We start from the raw sequence: 16,423 nt of genomic DNA, 5'->3' as shown, positions 1-16,423 counted from the left end.
CTCGACTCCTTTTTGCTGGAATACTAGGCAATCGGAACGGCAAATTCCGCCTGTCCGGCGACCACTTGATCGCCGTTTTGCGTCGATGCCCAAACCTCACAGGAAACAACCTGCTGTTCCCCCTCCATTCGGGTTTCCGTAACCCGTCCTTGGCAGGTGATCACATCGCCAGGCCGAACCATTCCGGTGAAGCGAACGCCGAATTTTCGCAAGTCGCCTGCCAAACCGATCGTATCGGTCAGCACCTGGCCGACGAACGCCATCGTCAGCATACCGTGCGCGATCACGCCACCCAGCCCGGCTTCCTTCGCGAACTCGTCGACCGTATGAATCGGATTGAAATCGCCGGAAGCACCGGAATACATCACCAACTGGGTTTTCGTGACGGGCGGTTTGACAAGCGGACCGATCGTGTCACCTGGTTGAAACTGTCTTCCAGCCACAAAGATCCTCTCCTATCCCCGGTAAATTACGTTGGAACGGGCGATGAACACCGTTTCGCCCGCTTCGTCGATCCCTTTTTGCTCGTACACCAAAAATGTCATCCGCCCCAGCTTGCCTTCTTTCTCATAGACATCGGCCAGTTTGGTCGAGCAATATAACACGTCCCCGGCAAAAATCGGCCGAACATATTCAAACTGCTGTTCCCCGTGAATCAGCCCTTCCCGCTTGACCTGCAGGCCGGGAATTTCGCCGTAGTCAAACGTCCGGCTGAAAGTAGGCGGTGCCACGATCCGACCGTAACGGGTCGTTTTCGCATACTCCTCATCCCGGTAAATCGGGTTCGGGTCACCAATTGCGTCGGCGAACTTGCGAATCGCTCCTTTTTCCACCTCATTTCTTACGGGTGTCGATTCCACGCCGACAAACGGTTGAAACAGTTCCAGGCTCAACCATACTCCCTCCAATCCGAATGCGAGACCTACATCCATACTTATCGAATCAGCCATCTACTATCGACTACCAAATCGGCTCCCGTCAAACGCCACCACACCAGCCACCTCTTGCGGTTTGCCCACCCTCCTTGTAAGTTGATAGCCGGCAATCTAGCTGAAAGACGTTAGAAACCAACCAGTCGGTATGAGCCGGACAAACAAAGTTCAAAAATTTTAAACAATGACGATTCATTTGGACGATTCATATGGTAACGGTATGCGAAACGAGACGGGAATAGTCTAAACTGTCGAGTCAAACTGTTTTCCTACGTCTCCTGTACGAAAAGTGGTTATCTGCATGGTCTGTTAGGAGACCGGCTCGTGTTAGCCAATTCGATCGCAATTGCGTGCTAGAATCATAGGTTTACCGTAATCATTTTATGGAAATCACCTCTGATAAAGGTCTGACCTTTATCGGGGTATACGAGCTTCAGATTGCGGTAACACCGCCATCCACAGCCAGCACCTGGCCGGTGATGTATTTCGCCGCGTCGGAGGCGAGAAACACGGCGGCCCCTTTCAGATCGTCCTCACCGCCAAACCGTCCCAGCGGAGTTCTCTCCCGAATTTGCTCGCCAAACTTTTGCAGCAGCGGATTGGACATTTTGGATGGGAAAAACCCTGGCGCCAACGCGTTCACCGTAATGCCGTGGCGTGCCCATTTGATCGCCAAATCGCGCGTGAATGCGATCACCGCCCCTTTGCTCGCGTTGTAACCGATCGCGTTCATATAACGCGGGTCACTTCCAACCAGGCCGGCAACGGACGCAATGTTCACGATCCGCCCGTATTGCTGTGCGATCATTTCGCGTCCCACCGCCTGCGACATCAAAAATACACCCGTCACGTTGACGTTCAGCACCTGTTTGAACTTTTCGAGCGGGTACTCTTCCGTCGGGGCTCCCCAGGAAATGCCGGAGTTATTGACGAGAATGTCGATGTTGCCAAACGCCTCTTTCGTCTCCCGGACGACCCGCTCCACATCTTCCGGATCCGTCACATCGCATGCGATCGCCAAACTCTTGCGCCCCATTGCCCGCAGTTGTTGGGCCACTTCGTCACAAGCTTCTTTTTTGCGAGAGCAGACGACTACATCTGCGCCCGCTTCCGCAAGGCCAACTGCGATTTGTTCCCCCAGCCCCCTTCCGCCTCCGGTGACAATCGCAACTTTTCCATTGAGACGAAACAATTCCTGGATGTGCATGTCAGTTGCCTCCTTCATGCAGATGAATCGTGTTCAAGTAGTTGGAGTAATCCCTTTTTCAATCAGCTCGCTGAACATCCGGCCGATCTCCTCGATCGCCAACCGGCCGTCGGGCCGGAACCAACGGTAAGTCCAGTTGCAGATGCCGAATATGCCCATCGTAGTGATGATCGGGTCAAGATCCGGACGAAAATCGCCAGACGCGATTCCTTCCCGCACCACTGCTTCAAACATGGAAAAATACGTATCCCGTTTTTCACGAATATGTTCCATGTGCGTGGGCGACAGATGATGCTTTTCCTGAAAAAACACTTTCGCGTACGCACCGTACTCGGCTATTTCGCCCAACAGGATACGCATCAACTCGCGCAATTTCTGTTTCGGCGGCAGCGCCGGATCATTGCACACCTCCCTTGACTGTTCCAGCAAGCGGTTGATGTATTGCTGATGCAACACCATCAGGACATCCTCTTTGCTGGTAAAATAATGATAAAAAGCGCCTTTTGTGACACCGGCCGCCGAAACGATATCCTGCACGGACGTTCCGGCATATCCCCGTTCCTCAAACAGACGGACAGCCGTCTTGATCAACTGGTCCTGCACATTCATGCGAGGGATTCCCCACCTTTCGTTGTTTATAACATACCGTCCGGTCGGTAGGTTGTCAATAGAAAGAAAATCCGACCTGCGATTGAGGCCGTTTGCTGTTGTTCGTGCGGATTGGTCGATTAAATCCCGCGGGAACGGTAATCTTCCCCAATCATTTCGTACTGTTCGGTCAGCCATAGCAGGCGGGAGACCAGCGCTTCCGCCCGCCGGCCGGTCTCTTCCGAAGCACGGCTGAGATACCGTTCTGCCAGTTCGATCGGCGAAAAATTCGATGTGATGATCACCGGCTTTCGCTCCGGTTCGCGCCCGTTGAGAATCGTGTACAAAGCCCAGATCGACGACTCGTTGACATTTTCATGGCCCAGCTCGTCGATCACCAGTACGTCAGCCGAGATATATTTATCGAGGATTTCCGAACGGGTCGGCAATCCGTCCCGTTTCTCGCGAAAATACAGGTCGGACAGCGCGGCGAACGTTTTTTCCGCCTGCACGTAGAGCACCCTGATTTTGCGAGCGATCAACCGGTTGAGGATGGCGCAGGCGAGATGCGTTTTCGCCGTGCCGAATCCGCCATAGATGTACAGGCCTTTCATATCGGCTCCTGGAACATATTCGTTGGCAAATTGAAATGCCTTGACGCACAGTTCCCGGTTCAGCCGTTTCTGCTCATCCGGATAGTTGTCAAACGTCATCCGCCGGTGCCCTTCGTTTAACCCGGAGAACGCCCACAGCCGCTGTTCCTGCTGCTGTTCCAGGTGCTTCCGGTAAAAATCGCACTGGCCGACCTGTTCGATGATGCCCGTTTCCGTCAGCCCGATCGAAAATTGGTGCCCCTTCGCGTCCGCGTCTTTCGGGCAGGTCGCAAATCCGGTGCATCCTTCACATTTTTTCCGGTCCAGATAGATGTGCAGAAGACGCAGCGAGACACCGGCCGAGTAGAACGCAGACGGCAGGTCGACCGCTTTCAGCTCGGGAAACACCGCCTCCCAATACTCCTTCGGCTGCTCCAGCATTTTCCGGTCGAGCAGGCTGTTTTGTTTGTTGTGAAAGGACGGATGCCGCAACAGCGAACCGATGGCGGTCAGCTTTTCCATCCGATAGCCTCCTATTTCAACCCGGCTTTGCGCAGCTTATCGAGATACTCGCTTTTCACCCTGGCTGCGGCGGGCGATTTGGCGGGAAACGGGACGCGGTCTTTTTTGTCGGCCGCTTCCGGCGGTTTCATCAGGTACCGCTTGTTCCACTCCGCCACTTCCTGGATCGCCGCCTGCCGCGTGCGGACTCCCCGTTCCAGCCAGTCCTGGACGATCACTTCTACATATTTTTTCGGAAAATCGGGCTTGCCCTTGGTCAGCGAGATCTGGGCCACCACGTGATCGATCAGTACCTCGATGCAGCCCGGTTCAAACCGAAACGGCTCGTCCAGCAGCTGAAAAACCATGTTGATCTGCACGGCGGACGGTTGTTTGCGGATGCGTTCCCGCAAATATTGCAGCAGGTACGCCTCGGGGGCGTCTTCCGACTTGGCGGGGGAAGTCAGCATCTTCGTTTCCCGTATCCACCTCAGCGCCTGTTCCTTCGTATAAATGCCGGCGATCGACCAGGAGTGGGCGATCGTCATCAGATACTGGCGGTCAAACGTTTGTTTGTACTCCATCACGTGCTCGATCAGGACTTCGATCACCTGCGGCGGCAGTTCGTACGGATAGTGCTGCAGGGCAACCAGCAGTTCCCTGTCTTGCTCCGGCAACCGGTCCACGCCCAGCATCAACCGCAAATATTCAAACAGATAATCGGCGTTGTCGGACGCAATCGGCGGCGATTGCTTTTCCGTCCGTTCATCGACAAACGTGATCGGAGAAACGGGGAGGATCGACAAGGAAAGCCGTTCATTCGGATCGTTCAGCTCGCGCGTTTTGTTGACGTGCACGATCGGCTTGTCCTGGTAGCGAAACGCGAGCAGCGAGTCGATCCGTTTTTTTGCCTGATCGAACGAAATGCCCAGCGCGCGTGCCAGGTCGGCAACCGAAATCTCGATTTTCCCGCTGTCTTTCATAAACAAACACAAGCAGATGAGTGTATGCAACTGCAGCGGCGGAATGTCCGCCAAAAATCCCGAATACAGTGCCCTGTCATGCACCACGAACTGGATGCGGGATTCCCACTCGTTGAGCAGCGGATCGTACTCTTTTTCGATACGCGTCGAAATCATCCTGAAATCGCTCATCACACACCCGTCCCCCCGCTCAAGGATGATCTCTATTATATCAAAATTTGTCGAATCCGCCATGCGCCGAGCAGATCATCCATTACGGGTACAGACGGTACAACAAACGGGGGAAGGGAATCGTTTCCCGCACGTGATCCAATCCGCAAATCCAGGCGATCGTCCGCTCCAATCCGATGCCAAAGCCGGAATGCGGCACGCTTCCATATTTGCGCAGGTCGAGGTACCAATCGTACGCCTCGCCCAGATTGTGTTCGGCAAGCCGCTGCTTTAACAGCTCCAGGTCGTGAATCCGCTGCGAGCCGCCGATAATTTCGCCGTATCCTTCCGGCGCCAGCAGGTCGGCTCCCAGCACCACTTCCGGGCGCTCCGGATCCGGTTGCATGTAGAACGCCTTGATTTTCGCCGGAAACTTTTCGATAAACACTGGCCGGTCGAAGTGCTGGACGATTTCCGTTTCGTGCGGTGCGCCAAAATCCTCTCCCCACGGGAAATCATGGCCTTTTTCCTGCAGCAGCTTGACCGCGTCATCGTAGGTGATCCGCGGGAACGGGCCGGCGATCACGTTTTCCAGCGGTTTCGTGTCGCGTCCGATCGTCTTCAGTTCCTGCTGACAGTTCTCCAACACATGCCGCACGATGTGCTGCACCAATCCTTCCTGAATGGCCATGTTTTCTTCGTGTGTGCAGTAGGCCATCTCCGGCTCAATCATCCAGAATTCGATCAGGTGGCGGCGCGTTTTCGATTTTTCCGCACGAAACGTCGGGCCGAACGAATAGACCCGGCCGAGCGCCATCGCCGCCGCTTCCATATAAAGCTGGCCGGATTGCGTCAAATAGGCGTCTTCATCAAAATATTTGGTGTGAAACAGAGTGGTGGTCCCTTCACAGGAGGACGGCGTCAAGATCGGCGGGTCGACCTGCACAAATCCGTTGCCGTCCAGATAGGCGCGGATCGCCTTGATGATTTCCGCCCGGATCTTCAGAATCGACCGTTGACGCGGCGAGCGGATCCACAAATGGCGGTGGTCCAGCAGGAAATCGACACCGTGCTCTTTCGGCGTGATCGGATAATCAAGCGCCAGCTGCACCAGTTCGGCATCGGTTACGGTCAGTTCATACCCGCTCGGCGCCCGGTCATCCTTGCGGACGATCCCTTTCACGCGAACGGACGATTCCTGTGCCAGCTTGCTGCAGGTCTCAAACACCTGCTCCGGCACTTCCGCCTTGGCGACTACCCCCTGGATAAAGCCGGTGCCGTCGCGCAGCTGCAAAAATTGGATTTTGCCGCTGGAACGCTTGTTCCACAGCCAGCCCTCGATCCATACTTCCTGTCCGACAAATTGGCCGATATTTTGAATGGTCGTCTTCAACCAAAGCCCCTCCAGTTTGTACAAATTCCATCATCAACAGTACCACAAACGGCGGCAAAAAGGAACCAGGCGAGCAGCATGCCCTGAGAAAACCGTCAGCCGGAAAATGAAAGAAGCTCCGCGTAACGCGGAGCTGATTATGCCCGATGAAAACCGATTCGAGAGCGGCAAGCCATGAATCGGTTTCGGTCATGCCAAGGCCAGTTGGCCGGTTTGCTGTTGTTTGAACCATTCGCGGAACGATTCGCCGCTCATGCTTTCCTCTTCGACCAGCCGTTTCGACAATTGTTCGATTCCGGTTTTGTAAGGTGACAGCAGTTCTTGCGTCCGCTTTTCGATCTCCGCCAGAATCCGCCGGATCTCTTCATCCAGAACGCTCTGCTGCAAGTTTTCCGCATCGACGATGCCGAGGCCGGATAGACCGCAGGTGACCAGCGTCCGTGCCAGATTGGAAGCTTGCTGGAAGTCGTTCGATGCGCCGGTGGAACGGTTGCCGAAGATCAATTCTTCCGCTACGGCGCCTGCCAGCGCCACTTTCATCTGGCCTTCCAACTGATCCTTCGTATACAGGTAGGCGTCGTGATGCGGTACCTGCCGGACAAACCCAAGCGCATTGCCGCGTGGGGCAATCGTGATATGGGCGACAGAGCCCGGCCGGACCGCTTCCGATGCGATCGCGTGCCCCAGTTCGTGCACCGCCACCCGGTGCAACTCTTCCGGCGACGGGCGCTTGCCCGTTTTTTCACCAAGCAGCACCTTATCGACCGCGTCGCGGAAATGGCGGGTCTCAATTTTTGTCTTGTCTTCCCGCAGCGCCAGAATCGCCGCCTCGTTGGTCAAGCTTTCCAACTGCGCGCCGGAAAATCCGTACGTTTCTTTCGCGATCATCTCGAGGTCCACATCGTCCGCAATCGGTTTGCTGCGGGTCTGGATCCGCAAAATATGCAGCCGGCCTTCCTTGTCAGGTAAATCCACCTTGATTTGCCGGTCAAACCGTCCGGGCCGCAGCAGCGCGGGGTCCAGAATATCCACCCGGTTGGTGGCCGCAATCACCAGTACAAGCGGATTCGAAGTGGTTTGCATGCCATCCATTTCCGTCAACAGCTGGTTGAGCGTCTGGTCATATTCCTGATGGCCTTGCCCGCCACCCCGCTTGCCGCCGATCACATCGATCTCGTCGATGAACACGATCGCCGAATCCTTGCCTTCTTTTTTCGCAAGATAGCGTGCTTTTTTAAACAGCTCACGGACGCGGGAAGCACCCACTCCGACATACATCTCGACAAATTCGGAACCGCTTGCCGACACAAACACGGAGTCTGTGTAGGTGGCGGCCGCTTTTGCCATCAGCGTTTTCCCCGTTCCGGGCGGACCGGTCAGCAGGATTCCTTTCAGCGGACGGATGCCGAGCGATCTGATTTTGTCGCGGTGGCGCAGAAAATCGAGCGCTTCCATCAGCTCCCGCTTGGCCGTTTCCTGGCCGCCGATATTATCAAATTCCACCTGTTGGGAGGCGGCTTGTTCACGGTGGCCGGCTGACACGGTCCCCCGTTTTTCCACCAGCACGGAGATGCCGAACAACAAGCCGATCAACAGGGTGAACGGCAGCACATTGACGCCGAGATAGCCGCAGAAGACAGTCACCGCAATGCCGATGCCGAGAATCGCTTCCCTGATCATAGCGATTTCACCCCCTGTGACGGCGTTGCCGTTTTGCCGCCGGCATACGGAATCACCTCGTACAGATAACGGTCGCCTTTTTCCAGTTGGATATACAGATTGTCGTGATCCATCGTTACCATTGCCCGGTCCAGACCGTCTTTCGCCCCTCGTTCCTGAACTTTCTCAATCATGTCGGTGAACGATCCTTTCGCGATTCCCTCATAAATCATGGGCTGATAGGATTGGAACAGCGACTCCAGTTCAGGCGTCCGGCGGTCCACCAATTTGATGGTGACGTCCGGAGCGAGCGTTTCACCGATTGTCGTTTTGATCGAATGGTACGCGGTCTGCAGATCGGGCACCTTGTTAAGCGAGACCTCGATCGTCTTGTACGGTCCGTTCAGCTTGACTTCGACGTCGCTCACCTGACGGGTGCCAGTCAACTCATTTTTCAGAGGGCGAACCAGGCCGTAATCCCGGTACAAAATCCATCCTCCAAACAACAGCGTCAAAGCTGCCGCAAAAAACAGCAGCGTCGGCAACAACCGGATACGTGACATGGCGGATCCCCCCTCCTCCAACGTTTTAGCGGTGTTAGGCCGTAAACTTACAAAAAAATTGCGATCTCCCGCAATCGGTTTACATAATCTCATAGAGCTAGTATATCATATCTTATTCTATCTTTTCGAAGGTAATGTTGACCAGACATTTGACAGAAAAAAACCAACATGCCAGGCGCATGTTGGCAAATCTCCGCTTGCGGCCAACCGCTAGCGAATCGGTTTTAACACGTAAGTCGCGAGTTCCTTTCCGGTATAAAAATCCAGATAGGTGTATTGCTTTTGCCCTTGTTTGTTGGTTCCGTAAATTTCCCAGAGAAACTTGCCGGACGTCTTGTCGGCAAACGGCTGTTTGCTGTTTCGATCCATGATGCCCGGAGTGACGCTGTCAATTAGCGTATAGCCGAACGTTTGCCGGGCGGTCTCCTCCGCTTTTGCGGCAGTCAGTCCCTTGTCCTGGTATTCGGAGCCGAGCACCTTGTCTTTCGTGGCAAACACGATCACCTGCCGGCCCAGCTTGTCCTTGCCGAAAAAGGCGTAACATTTCGGTCCTCCCGTATACAATTTGACAAAATCGATCTGATACAGGACTGAGTGGTCAAGCGCCGTCTGCGCCGCATCGTTCAGATCCGGCATTTGGGCGTACGTCAGTTCTTTCAATCCAAACAGGGCGCCGCCGAACAGCACCAGCGCCACAAGCAAACCGATCCACAGTACCTTCTTCATCGGTTTCCCCTCTACCCCCGGACTTTAATGATGGTTTCGATGCTCCGTCACTTCATACACCGACAGCCAGAGCGAGCCATCCGCTTCCTTCGACAGACCGAACGCCAGATTGTAAGGCTTCAGTGTCCGGTTGAGGAAGTCGACGATTTTGTAAAAATAGCCCGCTTCCACCTCGACGGTCGCCAGCAATTCCTGCTCATGAACCTCCATCGGCACTCACCTCTATTGTAGCACGTTATCCGCCCTGTATACCCCTGTCATGGTAAAAAGCTTGCAACATACACAAAATCGCGCGAGAAATACTATGAGTACTTCCCAAAAGGGGTGATCGAGAGTGGAGATTCAACCCCCGTTGCCGCTACCCGCACAACAGCTCAAGCGGCTTGCCGCCGAAAAAGCGAACGAGCTGCAGCTGAACGATCTGCTGCGAATCGAGAATTGGGCGAGTCTTCATCTGGCCAGCTACCGTCAGCACAACCTATTGCGAACCAGAAATCCGTATTGTTATTTATAATTTCCTGTCAATGTCCCCCGCTATGCAAACAAAATGTAAACAAACAGAAGGAACAATTGCCCAATTGGCGGCAATTGTTCCTTGCCCGTTCACGCAAACAGCCGCTTGCAGACCCGTTCCACCTCGCGGTAAATCCGCTCTTCGTCGAGCGTCAGGACGCGCCCGTTTTCGACGACCACTTGACCGTCGATGATCACATCCGTGACGTCGCCGGATTGACCCGCATACACCAGATGGGAGATCACGTTATGGCGCGGATAGTAATACGGACGATCAAAATCGACCAGGATCAGATCGGCCAACGCGCCAGGTTGAATGGTCCCGAGCGTGTCTTCCAGGAACACCGCTTTCGCCCCGCCGTTGGTCGCCATTTGCAACGCTTTATAAGCCGGCACGGCAACCGGGTCGAGGCCCGCCCCTTTGTGGATCATCGCTGCTTGCCGCATCTCTTCAAACATGTCAAGATTGTTATTGGATGCCGCACCGTCCGTTCCAAGTCCGACCGTAATGCCTTTAGCAAGCATTTTGACGACCGGGGCGATGCCGGAGCCCAGCTTCAGGTTGGAATCGGGATTGTGCGCCACGTGCACGCCGCGCCGCGCCATAATCTCGATATCTTCATCCGTTACGTGCACGCAATGGGCGGCCAGGGTTGGCCGTTCGAACAAACCCAATTTTTCCATCAGTTGGATCGGAGTGCATCCGTGCTCCGCCATGCAGCGTTCCACTTCACCCGCGGTTTCGGACAGGTGGATCTGCAGCGGTTGATCCAGTTCCTCCGACAGCGAGATCACTTTCTTCAAATAGTCGGGAGGGCACGTGTAAGGTGCGTGCGGTCCGAGCAGCGTAGTGATTCGTCCGTTCGCGGCGCCGTGCCATTTTTTCACGAATTCGCGGCTTTCCTGCAGCAGGATTTCATCTTTCGGCGGAAACCCGACCATGCCGCGCGACAGAACGGCCCGGATGCCCGAATCTGCCGCCGCCCGAGCGACCTCGTCCATAAAATAATACATGTCCGTGAAACAGGTAGTGCCGCTCTTCAACATTTCCAAAATCGCCAGCTGCGCACCCCAATACACATCATCCGCCGTCATCCTGTCTTCGATCGGCCAGCATTTCGTTTCCAGCCATTCCATCAGCGGCAGATCGTCCGCATAGCCGCGCAGCAGCACCATCGCCGCATGGCCGTGCGTATTGACAAGCCCCGGCAGCAGCACTTTGCCGGCCGCGTCGATTTCCCGGCCAACCGGTTGGCCCGGCTGAAAATCGCCTTGCCCCACCGCGCGAATCCGGTTTCCTTCAATCACCACATACCCGCGCTCGATCCACGATTCTTCCGTCATCGTCAGGATCGTCGCGTTTTTGATTGCGATCGTGTTAGCCATCGTAACCTCCTATTTCTGACCGTAGTGGTCTTTGTAAGTATCACGCAGGTACGCCACGTCTTCGTGTGACAAGAGGACGGGTGAGCCGATCATTTTGGCAATCGCAAAAATCTGGGCGCCCTTTTCCACGATCGTGCAGACGCGAAGCGCCTCCATGATGTCATGGCCGACGCCGACGACGCCATGGTTGGCCAGCAAGACCGCCCCTTTTTTGTTCAGCGCCTTGACCGCATTGGCGCCCAGTTCCGGGGTTCCCGGCAGCGCATAACGGGCGACGGATACGGAGCCGCCCACCACTTGCGCCAAATCTTCGACAATCGGCGGAATCTCCTTGTGTGCGGCGGAACAGGCGGACGCGTAGACGCTGTGCGTGTGCATCACCCCATTGACGTCCGGCCGGGCTTTCAGGATCGCCAGGTGCATCGGCAGTTCGGAGGTGGGTTTCAGTTTGCCCTCCGCTACCCTGCCGGTTTCCAACTCGATCACCACCAGATCCTCCGCTTGCAGCGAGCGATAGTCGACTCCGCTGGGAGTGACAACAATCAGTCCGGTGCCGGGCACGCGGGCCGACAGGTTGCCCCAGACGGAAGCGACCAAACCCCGTTCGTACATCTCTTTCGCCGCTTGCAAGACCTGTTCCCGAATCTCTCCAATCCTGTTGTCCATGCTGAATTACCCTTTCTGGTTGAGAATTTCCATTCTTTCCCGGCTGGGCGATTCCACGACGCCTTTTTCCGTAATGATGGCGGTAATCAGTTCATGCGGCGTTACGTCAAAAGCGGGATGCAGCACTGGTACTCTCTCCGGCACCATCCGTTTGCCGCCGATAACCGCCACTTCGTCGGGTGAACGCTGTTCGATTTCGATCTGATCGCCGCTTTCCAGTGAAAAATCAAGCGTCGACGTGGGCGCCGCCACATAGAACGGAATCCCGTGGTGGTGAGCCAGAACCGCCAGCGAGTAGGTGCCGATTTTATTCGCGGTATCCCCGTTTGCCGTAATCCGGTCGGCTCCCACGATCACCAGATCGACCCGTTTCTCTTTCATCAGGTGGCCGGCCATCGAATCGGTGATCACCGTCACCGGGATGCCGTCCTGCTGCAGCTCGAAGGCGGTCAGCCTTGCTCCCTGCAAATAGGGACGCGTTTCGTCTGCCAACACGGAGATGTTTTTGCCCGCTTCGTGAGCAGCGCGAATCACGCCGAGCGCGGTGCCATAGCCGGCGGTTGCCAGCGAACCGGTGTTGCAGTGCGTCAGGATGCGGGCGTTATCCGGAATGAAACGCAGCCCGTTGCGGCCGATCGCCCGGTTCATTTCGACATCTTCCTGCGCGATCGACTGCGCTTCCCGCGTGATCAGCTCGACCAGCGGTTTGACTTCCAGTTCGGCGTTTTGCTCGATCAGATTTTGCATGCGGCGGATCGCCCAGAACAGATTGACCGCCGTCGGCCGGGTACGTGCCAAGCGATCGCACACCGTCTGCAGATATGCGAGAAAATCAGGCTTGCTCAACTCCGCTCCCTGCTGTGCACCGAGAGCAATCCCGAACGCGGCGGCCGCACCAATCGCCGGCGCTCCGCGGACTTGCATCTTTTCGATCGCCAACGCTACGTCTTCCACCGTTTTGCATTCCACCCATTCGATTTTTTCCGGCAGTTGCAATTGGTCCAACAGTTGCAAGGTTGTCCCGTTCCATTTGATCGGTTCCAATTTGTATCACCATTCCCCGGCAGGTTTCGAAGAGAGCCTGGCTCGCTCAACGCATTCGCGGCCGAGAGTGAAGGCAGTGCGAACAGTAACGTTTTAGAGGGAGCCCAGCTCAGCCAACGCATGCGGACAGCTGCATGTGCGTTCGCCGGTTCCCGTCTCGATCACGCGGAAGAACAGCCGCCGCACCTGATCGATGTTCGCTTTCATCCGGTCCACCACTTCCTGGTGAGTGAGAGCCGTTTCGGAAATCCCGGTGCAGTAGTTGGTGACAATCGCGACGGCCGCGTAGCACATTTCCGCTTCTTTCGCCAACACCACTTCCGGCACCGACGTCATGCCTACCACGTCACCGCCCCATTGCGCGTACATACGAATTTCGGCAGCCGTTTCAAAGCGGGGACCTTCCGTGCAAACATAAGTGCCACCCTGGATCAGATCGATCCCCTCCGCTTTTGCAACCGCCGCCACCTGTTGCCGCAAGCGGCCGCAATACGGGTCTGTCATGTCGATATGGACGACTCCGTCTTCCCCTTCATGGAATGTGCTGCTGCGCGATTTTGTCATGTCGATAAAATCGTCGATCAGCACGAGGCTGCCGGGCGGATACTCGCGCCGCACCGAACCGACGGCCGCCGTCGCCAGCACTTGCGTTACTCCCAGTTCGCGCAACGCATAGATGTTCGCCCGATAGTTCACTTTATGCGGAGGAACAGCATGTCCCTTGCCATGACGGGCCAAAAAAGCGACCGAACGGCCCGCGTACTCCCCCAGCGTCACATACGCTTCTCCGTACGGTGTTTCGACTGTGCGGAACGCCACCGACTCCAGCATTCCCGGATCGTATACGCCCGTTCCGCCGATAATGGCAAACTCAGCCTGCATCTCCATCCACCTGCCAATTCAAGTTCACGGTATCATTTAAACAGGGGGTCTTCCGATTGTCAATACATGCAACGGGCAGCCGGACGGCTGCAAGGACAGGTTTCTTTGCACCGTCTTCCGATCGTCAGCATGACAGGGAGGCGGCGTTCACGGGTGGTTACGGATCAAATGCAAAATGTGCGTGATGTCGATTCCCTCCTGCTCCATCGGCGCGAACAGATCGCCGACTTTTTTCACCCGCTCCGGCATTGTGCGGATCGTGAAATCTTCCGGCACCGCCCCCTGCACCAGTTCCTCCCAGGTGACGGGCGCCGACACAGTCGCATCCGGAACGGGCCGGGGTGAGTAAGCGCCGACCAGGGTTTTGCCCGGTGCGTGCTGCAAATAGTCGACATATACCTTATCCCCCCGATCCTTCACCAGTCGTTCGATCGTCACCAGATCGGGGTACCGGTTCGCCATGTACCGCGCGATAAATTCGGTGATCACGCGCGTTTCCCGAAACGTGAAGCCGCTTCGCAGCGGAATGAAAATCTGCAGCCCGGTCGCGCCGGACGTCTTCGGATAACTGGGGAACCGCAAGTTGTCGAGGATTTCCTTGATGCAGAACGCCACTTTTCGCACCTTTTCAAAATCGGGTACGGTCGGATCGAGATCAATCGCGATGTTGGTCGGCGAGTCCGGATTCTGAATCTTGCTGTACCACGGATGCAATTCGATGCAAGCCTGATTGGCGAGCCAAATCAGGGTGGCGGTGTTATTCGCGAGAATATAATGGATGTCCCGTTTGCTCTCCTTCGAGTAAACGGCAAACGTCTGCACCCATTCCGGGGTGTCTTTCGGCGCGTTCTTCTGGTAGAACGAATCGGCGTGAATCCCGTGCGGAAACCGCACTACGGTGAGCGGTCGGTCCTGCAAGTGCCGGATCAGGCAGGGGGCCATGTCGATCACATATTGAATGTAGTCCGCCTTCGTAATGCCCGCTTCCGGCCACAGCAACTTGCCCAGATTGGTCACCCGCACCGGATGTTCGGCTGCCAGCTTCGTTTCCACTGTCGCCACTTCCCTGCACGCAAAATTTTAATTCGTGATGTGATGAAACCCGGTCACGGGACCGGGTGAGCGTCAAACAGTTTCACAATAAATTGTTTTAAATCGACCAGGCGTGGATGTTCGTTCAGGGGTTGGTCGGTTCCGGTCACGATCAGGGGAACCAGCGAATCATATTTGTGCAGCGAACCGTGGCACCCGCCATTCAAATGCCGCGGATACAGACGGGTCAAAAATTCATATCGCGGCCGGGCGGTAATCACGATCATCGGTACGTCCTGCGAGTACAGCGCCCCGTATAACCTGTGCAGGACGTCGGGATAATCGCGATACCGGACGATCCCCTGATCTTCGTACAAATCCAGCACAATCCATTCCCCGCTGATCGTCCACTCTGACCCATAGAGATCCACATACGGTCCGCCCGGTGCAAAAAAGACTTCCCTGCCCGAGCCTCCCTCGCGCACCATCACTCCGTTGCCCTGTTTCCAGGCGATCAGGTCGATCCGCGATTCGGATGTGAGCTGTTGCAAAATCGCCTCCTGCCTCTCCAGGTTTTGCGGATACAGGTAGGTCATCCGTTCATTGTTGCAGACCACCAGATCGTGATCCCGCAACTCTTCTCCCAATTGCAGAACGCGAAACGGTTCCAGCAATCTGTCAAGATCGATGTTAAACTCTCGTTCATTGCCGATCCGCGTCTGTCCGTGATCGCCGGTCACGATGAACACGCACTGGTCGACCGCCGCTTCCCAGGAACCGAACGCGTTCAGGATCTGCTGAATCCGCTGGTCGACGCGGATCAGGGTATTCTCCGCGTGAGCCGGGTTTGCCCTGTGCACCTGGTGATCGTTGTCCGGCAGATAAACCAGCATAAAATCAGGCTGCTGCCCGGATTCGATCAGCGCTTTCGCGGCATGCACAGCGAATGAGTCGTTGATCCCGAAACGCTGCCGCATCCCCTGCACATGCCGGGGGATTTGCGGCGAGACCGGCGTTACCACCATCGCCCCCAACGTCAGCACATCAGGGCCGGACACATTGTCGTGAAACCGAAACCGGGTGAGCAGTCTGGCGAGAAACGGAAGCCTGACGCGATGTTTCTTGGGCCCCCGGTGAATGATTGTGTTCAGCGATGCGGACGTTTTGCCGCGTGCCGCCAATTCCTCAAACACAGTCGTCACTTGCTTGCTCAAATGCCGCTCGTTCAGGTCGTACAGTACGTTCCGGGCGCAGTGGTCGATCCCCAGCTTCCAGACGCACCGCCATCCGTTCAGATAATCGATGATTTTTTTTTCCTGCGGATCGTACCAAATCAGGCCGGGCACCCGATGCGCGTCAGGATATGTCCCGGTCACCAGCGAACTGTCCACGGAAGCGGTCATCGTCGGGAAAACGGTCACGCATTCCCGCCAGTAGCGTCCCCTGTCCTTCAAAAACTGCAGGGCGGGAACCGTTTTCAGGCGAAGGCACTCTTCCAGCACGGTCGGCATCAGTGAGTCGACAAGCAAAAAAATAACTTTTTTCATGCGAATCCGAACCCTTCCTGGATTTTGACGACTGACAGTATATCCTGAAACCGGGAAT

The 16,423-nt window shown here is 55.8% G+C and carries 18 protein-coding genes; 1 reads left to right on the top strand and 17 read right to left on the bottom strand.

Annotated elements, in window-relative coordinates; translation table 11 throughout:
• Positions 1-23 precede the first annotated feature (23 nt).
• From C230_RS0117230 to C230_RS0117180, 11 genes are all read right to left on the bottom strand, one after another.
• On the bottom strand, positions 24-443 hold the full coding sequence (locus C230_RS0117230; protein WP_018133305.1) for a MaoC family dehydratase: 420 nt from the start codon (positions 441-443) through the stop codon (positions 24-26).
• A gap of 12 nt (positions 444-455) precedes the next feature.
• Positions 456-893 carry a MaoC family dehydratase N-terminal domain-containing protein gene (locus tag C230_RS0117225; protein ID WP_018133304.1) on the bottom strand — a complete coding sequence of 146 codons (438 nt, stop codon included), beginning with the start codon at positions 891-893 and terminating at the stop codon, positions 456-458.
• 472 nt (positions 894-1,365) lie between these two features.
• Positions 1,366-2,139 (bottom strand): SDR family oxidoreductase, encoded by a 774-nt coding sequence (locus C230_RS0117220; protein ID WP_018133303.1) that lies wholly within the window; start codon positions 2,137-2,139, stop codon positions 1,366-1,368.
• Positions 2,140-2,172: 33 nt separating this feature from the next.
• A complete protein-coding gene (locus tag C230_RS0117215) occupies positions 2,173-2,748 on the bottom strand; it encodes a TetR/AcrR family transcriptional regulator (RefSeq protein WP_018133302.1) in 576 nt (191 codons plus the stop codon).
• Between the two features lie 119 nt (positions 2,749-2,867).
• Entirely contained in the window at positions 2,868-3,842 is a 975-nt protein-coding gene (locus tag C230_RS0117210; protein WP_018133301.1) for an ATP-binding protein, read from the bottom strand.
• An 11-nt stretch (positions 3,843-3,853) separates the two neighbouring features.
• Complete coding sequence (locus C230_RS0117205) at positions 3,854-4,975, bottom strand: DnaD domain protein (RefSeq protein WP_018133300.1); 1,122 nt, start codon at positions 4,973-4,975, stop codon at positions 3,854-3,856.
• Between the two features lie 82 nt (positions 4,976-5,057).
• Positions 5,058-6,347, bottom strand: a complete 1,290-nt coding sequence (gene asnS / locus C230_RS0117200; RefSeq protein ID WP_018133299.1) for an asparagine--tRNA ligase — start codon at positions 6,345-6,347, stop codon at positions 5,058-5,060.
• Positions 6,348-6,536: 189 nt separating this feature from the next.
• Positions 6,537-8,027 carry an AAA family ATPase gene (locus C230_RS0117195; RefSeq protein WP_018133298.1) on the bottom strand — a complete coding sequence of 497 codons (1,491 nt, stop codon included), beginning with the start codon at positions 8,025-8,027 and terminating at the stop codon, positions 6,537-6,539.
• Positions 8,024-8,569 (bottom strand): hypothetical protein, encoded by a 546-nt coding sequence (locus C230_RS0117190; RefSeq protein WP_018133297.1) that lies wholly within the window; start codon positions 8,567-8,569, stop codon positions 8,024-8,026. The genes C230_RS0117195 and C230_RS0117190 overlap by 4 nt, the downstream gene beginning before the upstream one ends.
• Before the next feature lie 210 nt (positions 8,570-8,779).
• A complete protein-coding gene (locus C230_RS0117185; RefSeq protein WP_018133296.1) occupies positions 8,780-9,295 on the bottom strand; it encodes a hypothetical protein in 516 nt (171 codons plus the stop codon).
• Positions 9,296-9,319: 24 nt separating this feature from the next.
• Positions 9,320-9,505 carry a DUF4264 family protein gene (locus tag C230_RS0117180; protein WP_018133295.1) on the bottom strand — a complete coding sequence of 62 codons (186 nt, stop codon included), beginning with the start codon at positions 9,503-9,505 and terminating at the stop codon, positions 9,320-9,322.
• Between the two features lie 124 nt (positions 9,506-9,629).
• On the opposite strand from C230_RS0117180, the gene C230_RS0117175 reads away from it, so the two are divergent.
• Positions 9,630-9,809, top strand: a complete 180-nt coding sequence (locus C230_RS0117175) for a hypothetical protein (RefSeq protein ID WP_018133294.1) — start codon at positions 9,630-9,632, stop codon at positions 9,807-9,809.
• 89 nt (positions 9,810-9,898) lie between these two features.
• Here C230_RS0117175 and C230_RS0117170 read toward each other — a convergent pair whose 3' ends face one another.
• The 6 genes from C230_RS0117170 to C230_RS0117145 all read right to left on the bottom strand — a co-directional run bounded on the left by C230_RS0117170 (position 9,899) and on the right by C230_RS0117145 (position 16,365).
• Positions 9,899-11,194 (bottom strand): amidohydrolase, encoded by a 1,296-nt coding sequence (locus C230_RS0117170; RefSeq protein ID WP_018133293.1) that lies wholly within the window; start codon positions 11,192-11,194, stop codon positions 9,899-9,901.
• A 9-nt stretch (positions 11,195-11,203) separates the two neighbouring features.
• The gene (locus C230_RS0117165; protein WP_018133292.1) at positions 11,204-11,860 is read right to left on the bottom strand and encodes a class II aldolase/adducin family protein; all 657 of its coding nucleotides are present in this window, start codon (positions 11,858-11,860) and stop codon (positions 11,204-11,206) included.
• Between the two features lie 6 nt (positions 11,861-11,866).
• Entirely contained in the window at positions 11,867-12,904 is a 1,038-nt protein-coding gene (gene mtnA / locus C230_RS0117160) for an S-methyl-5-thioribose-1-phosphate isomerase (RefSeq protein WP_018133291.1), read from the bottom strand.
• A gap of 93 nt (positions 12,905-12,997) precedes the next feature.
• Positions 12,998-13,786 carry an S-methyl-5'-thioadenosine phosphorylase gene (gene mtnP, locus C230_RS0117155; RefSeq protein WP_018133290.1) on the bottom strand — a complete coding sequence of 263 codons (789 nt, stop codon included), beginning with the start codon at positions 13,784-13,786 and terminating at the stop codon, positions 12,998-13,000.
• A gap of 147 nt (positions 13,787-13,933) precedes the next feature.
• Positions 13,934-14,839: a non-homologous end-joining DNA ligase gene (gene ligD, locus C230_RS0117150; protein WP_018133289.1), complete on the bottom strand. Its 906-nt coding sequence runs from the start codon at positions 14,837-14,839 to the stop codon at positions 13,934-13,936.
• Positions 14,840-14,892: 53 nt separating this feature from the next.
• Complete coding sequence (locus tag C230_RS0117145; protein ID WP_018133288.1) at positions 14,893-16,365, bottom strand: alkaline phosphatase family protein; 1,473 nt, start codon at positions 16,363-16,365, stop codon at positions 14,893-14,895.
• Positions 16,366-16,423: the final 58 nt, after the last annotated feature.

The organism is Effusibacillus pohliae DSM 22757, from assembly GCF_000376225.1.
GTDB lineage: Bacteria > Bacillota > Bacilli > Tumebacillales > Effusibacillaceae > Effusibacillus > Effusibacillus pohliae.
This window is presented reverse-complemented; position numbering and strand designations above follow the sequence as displayed.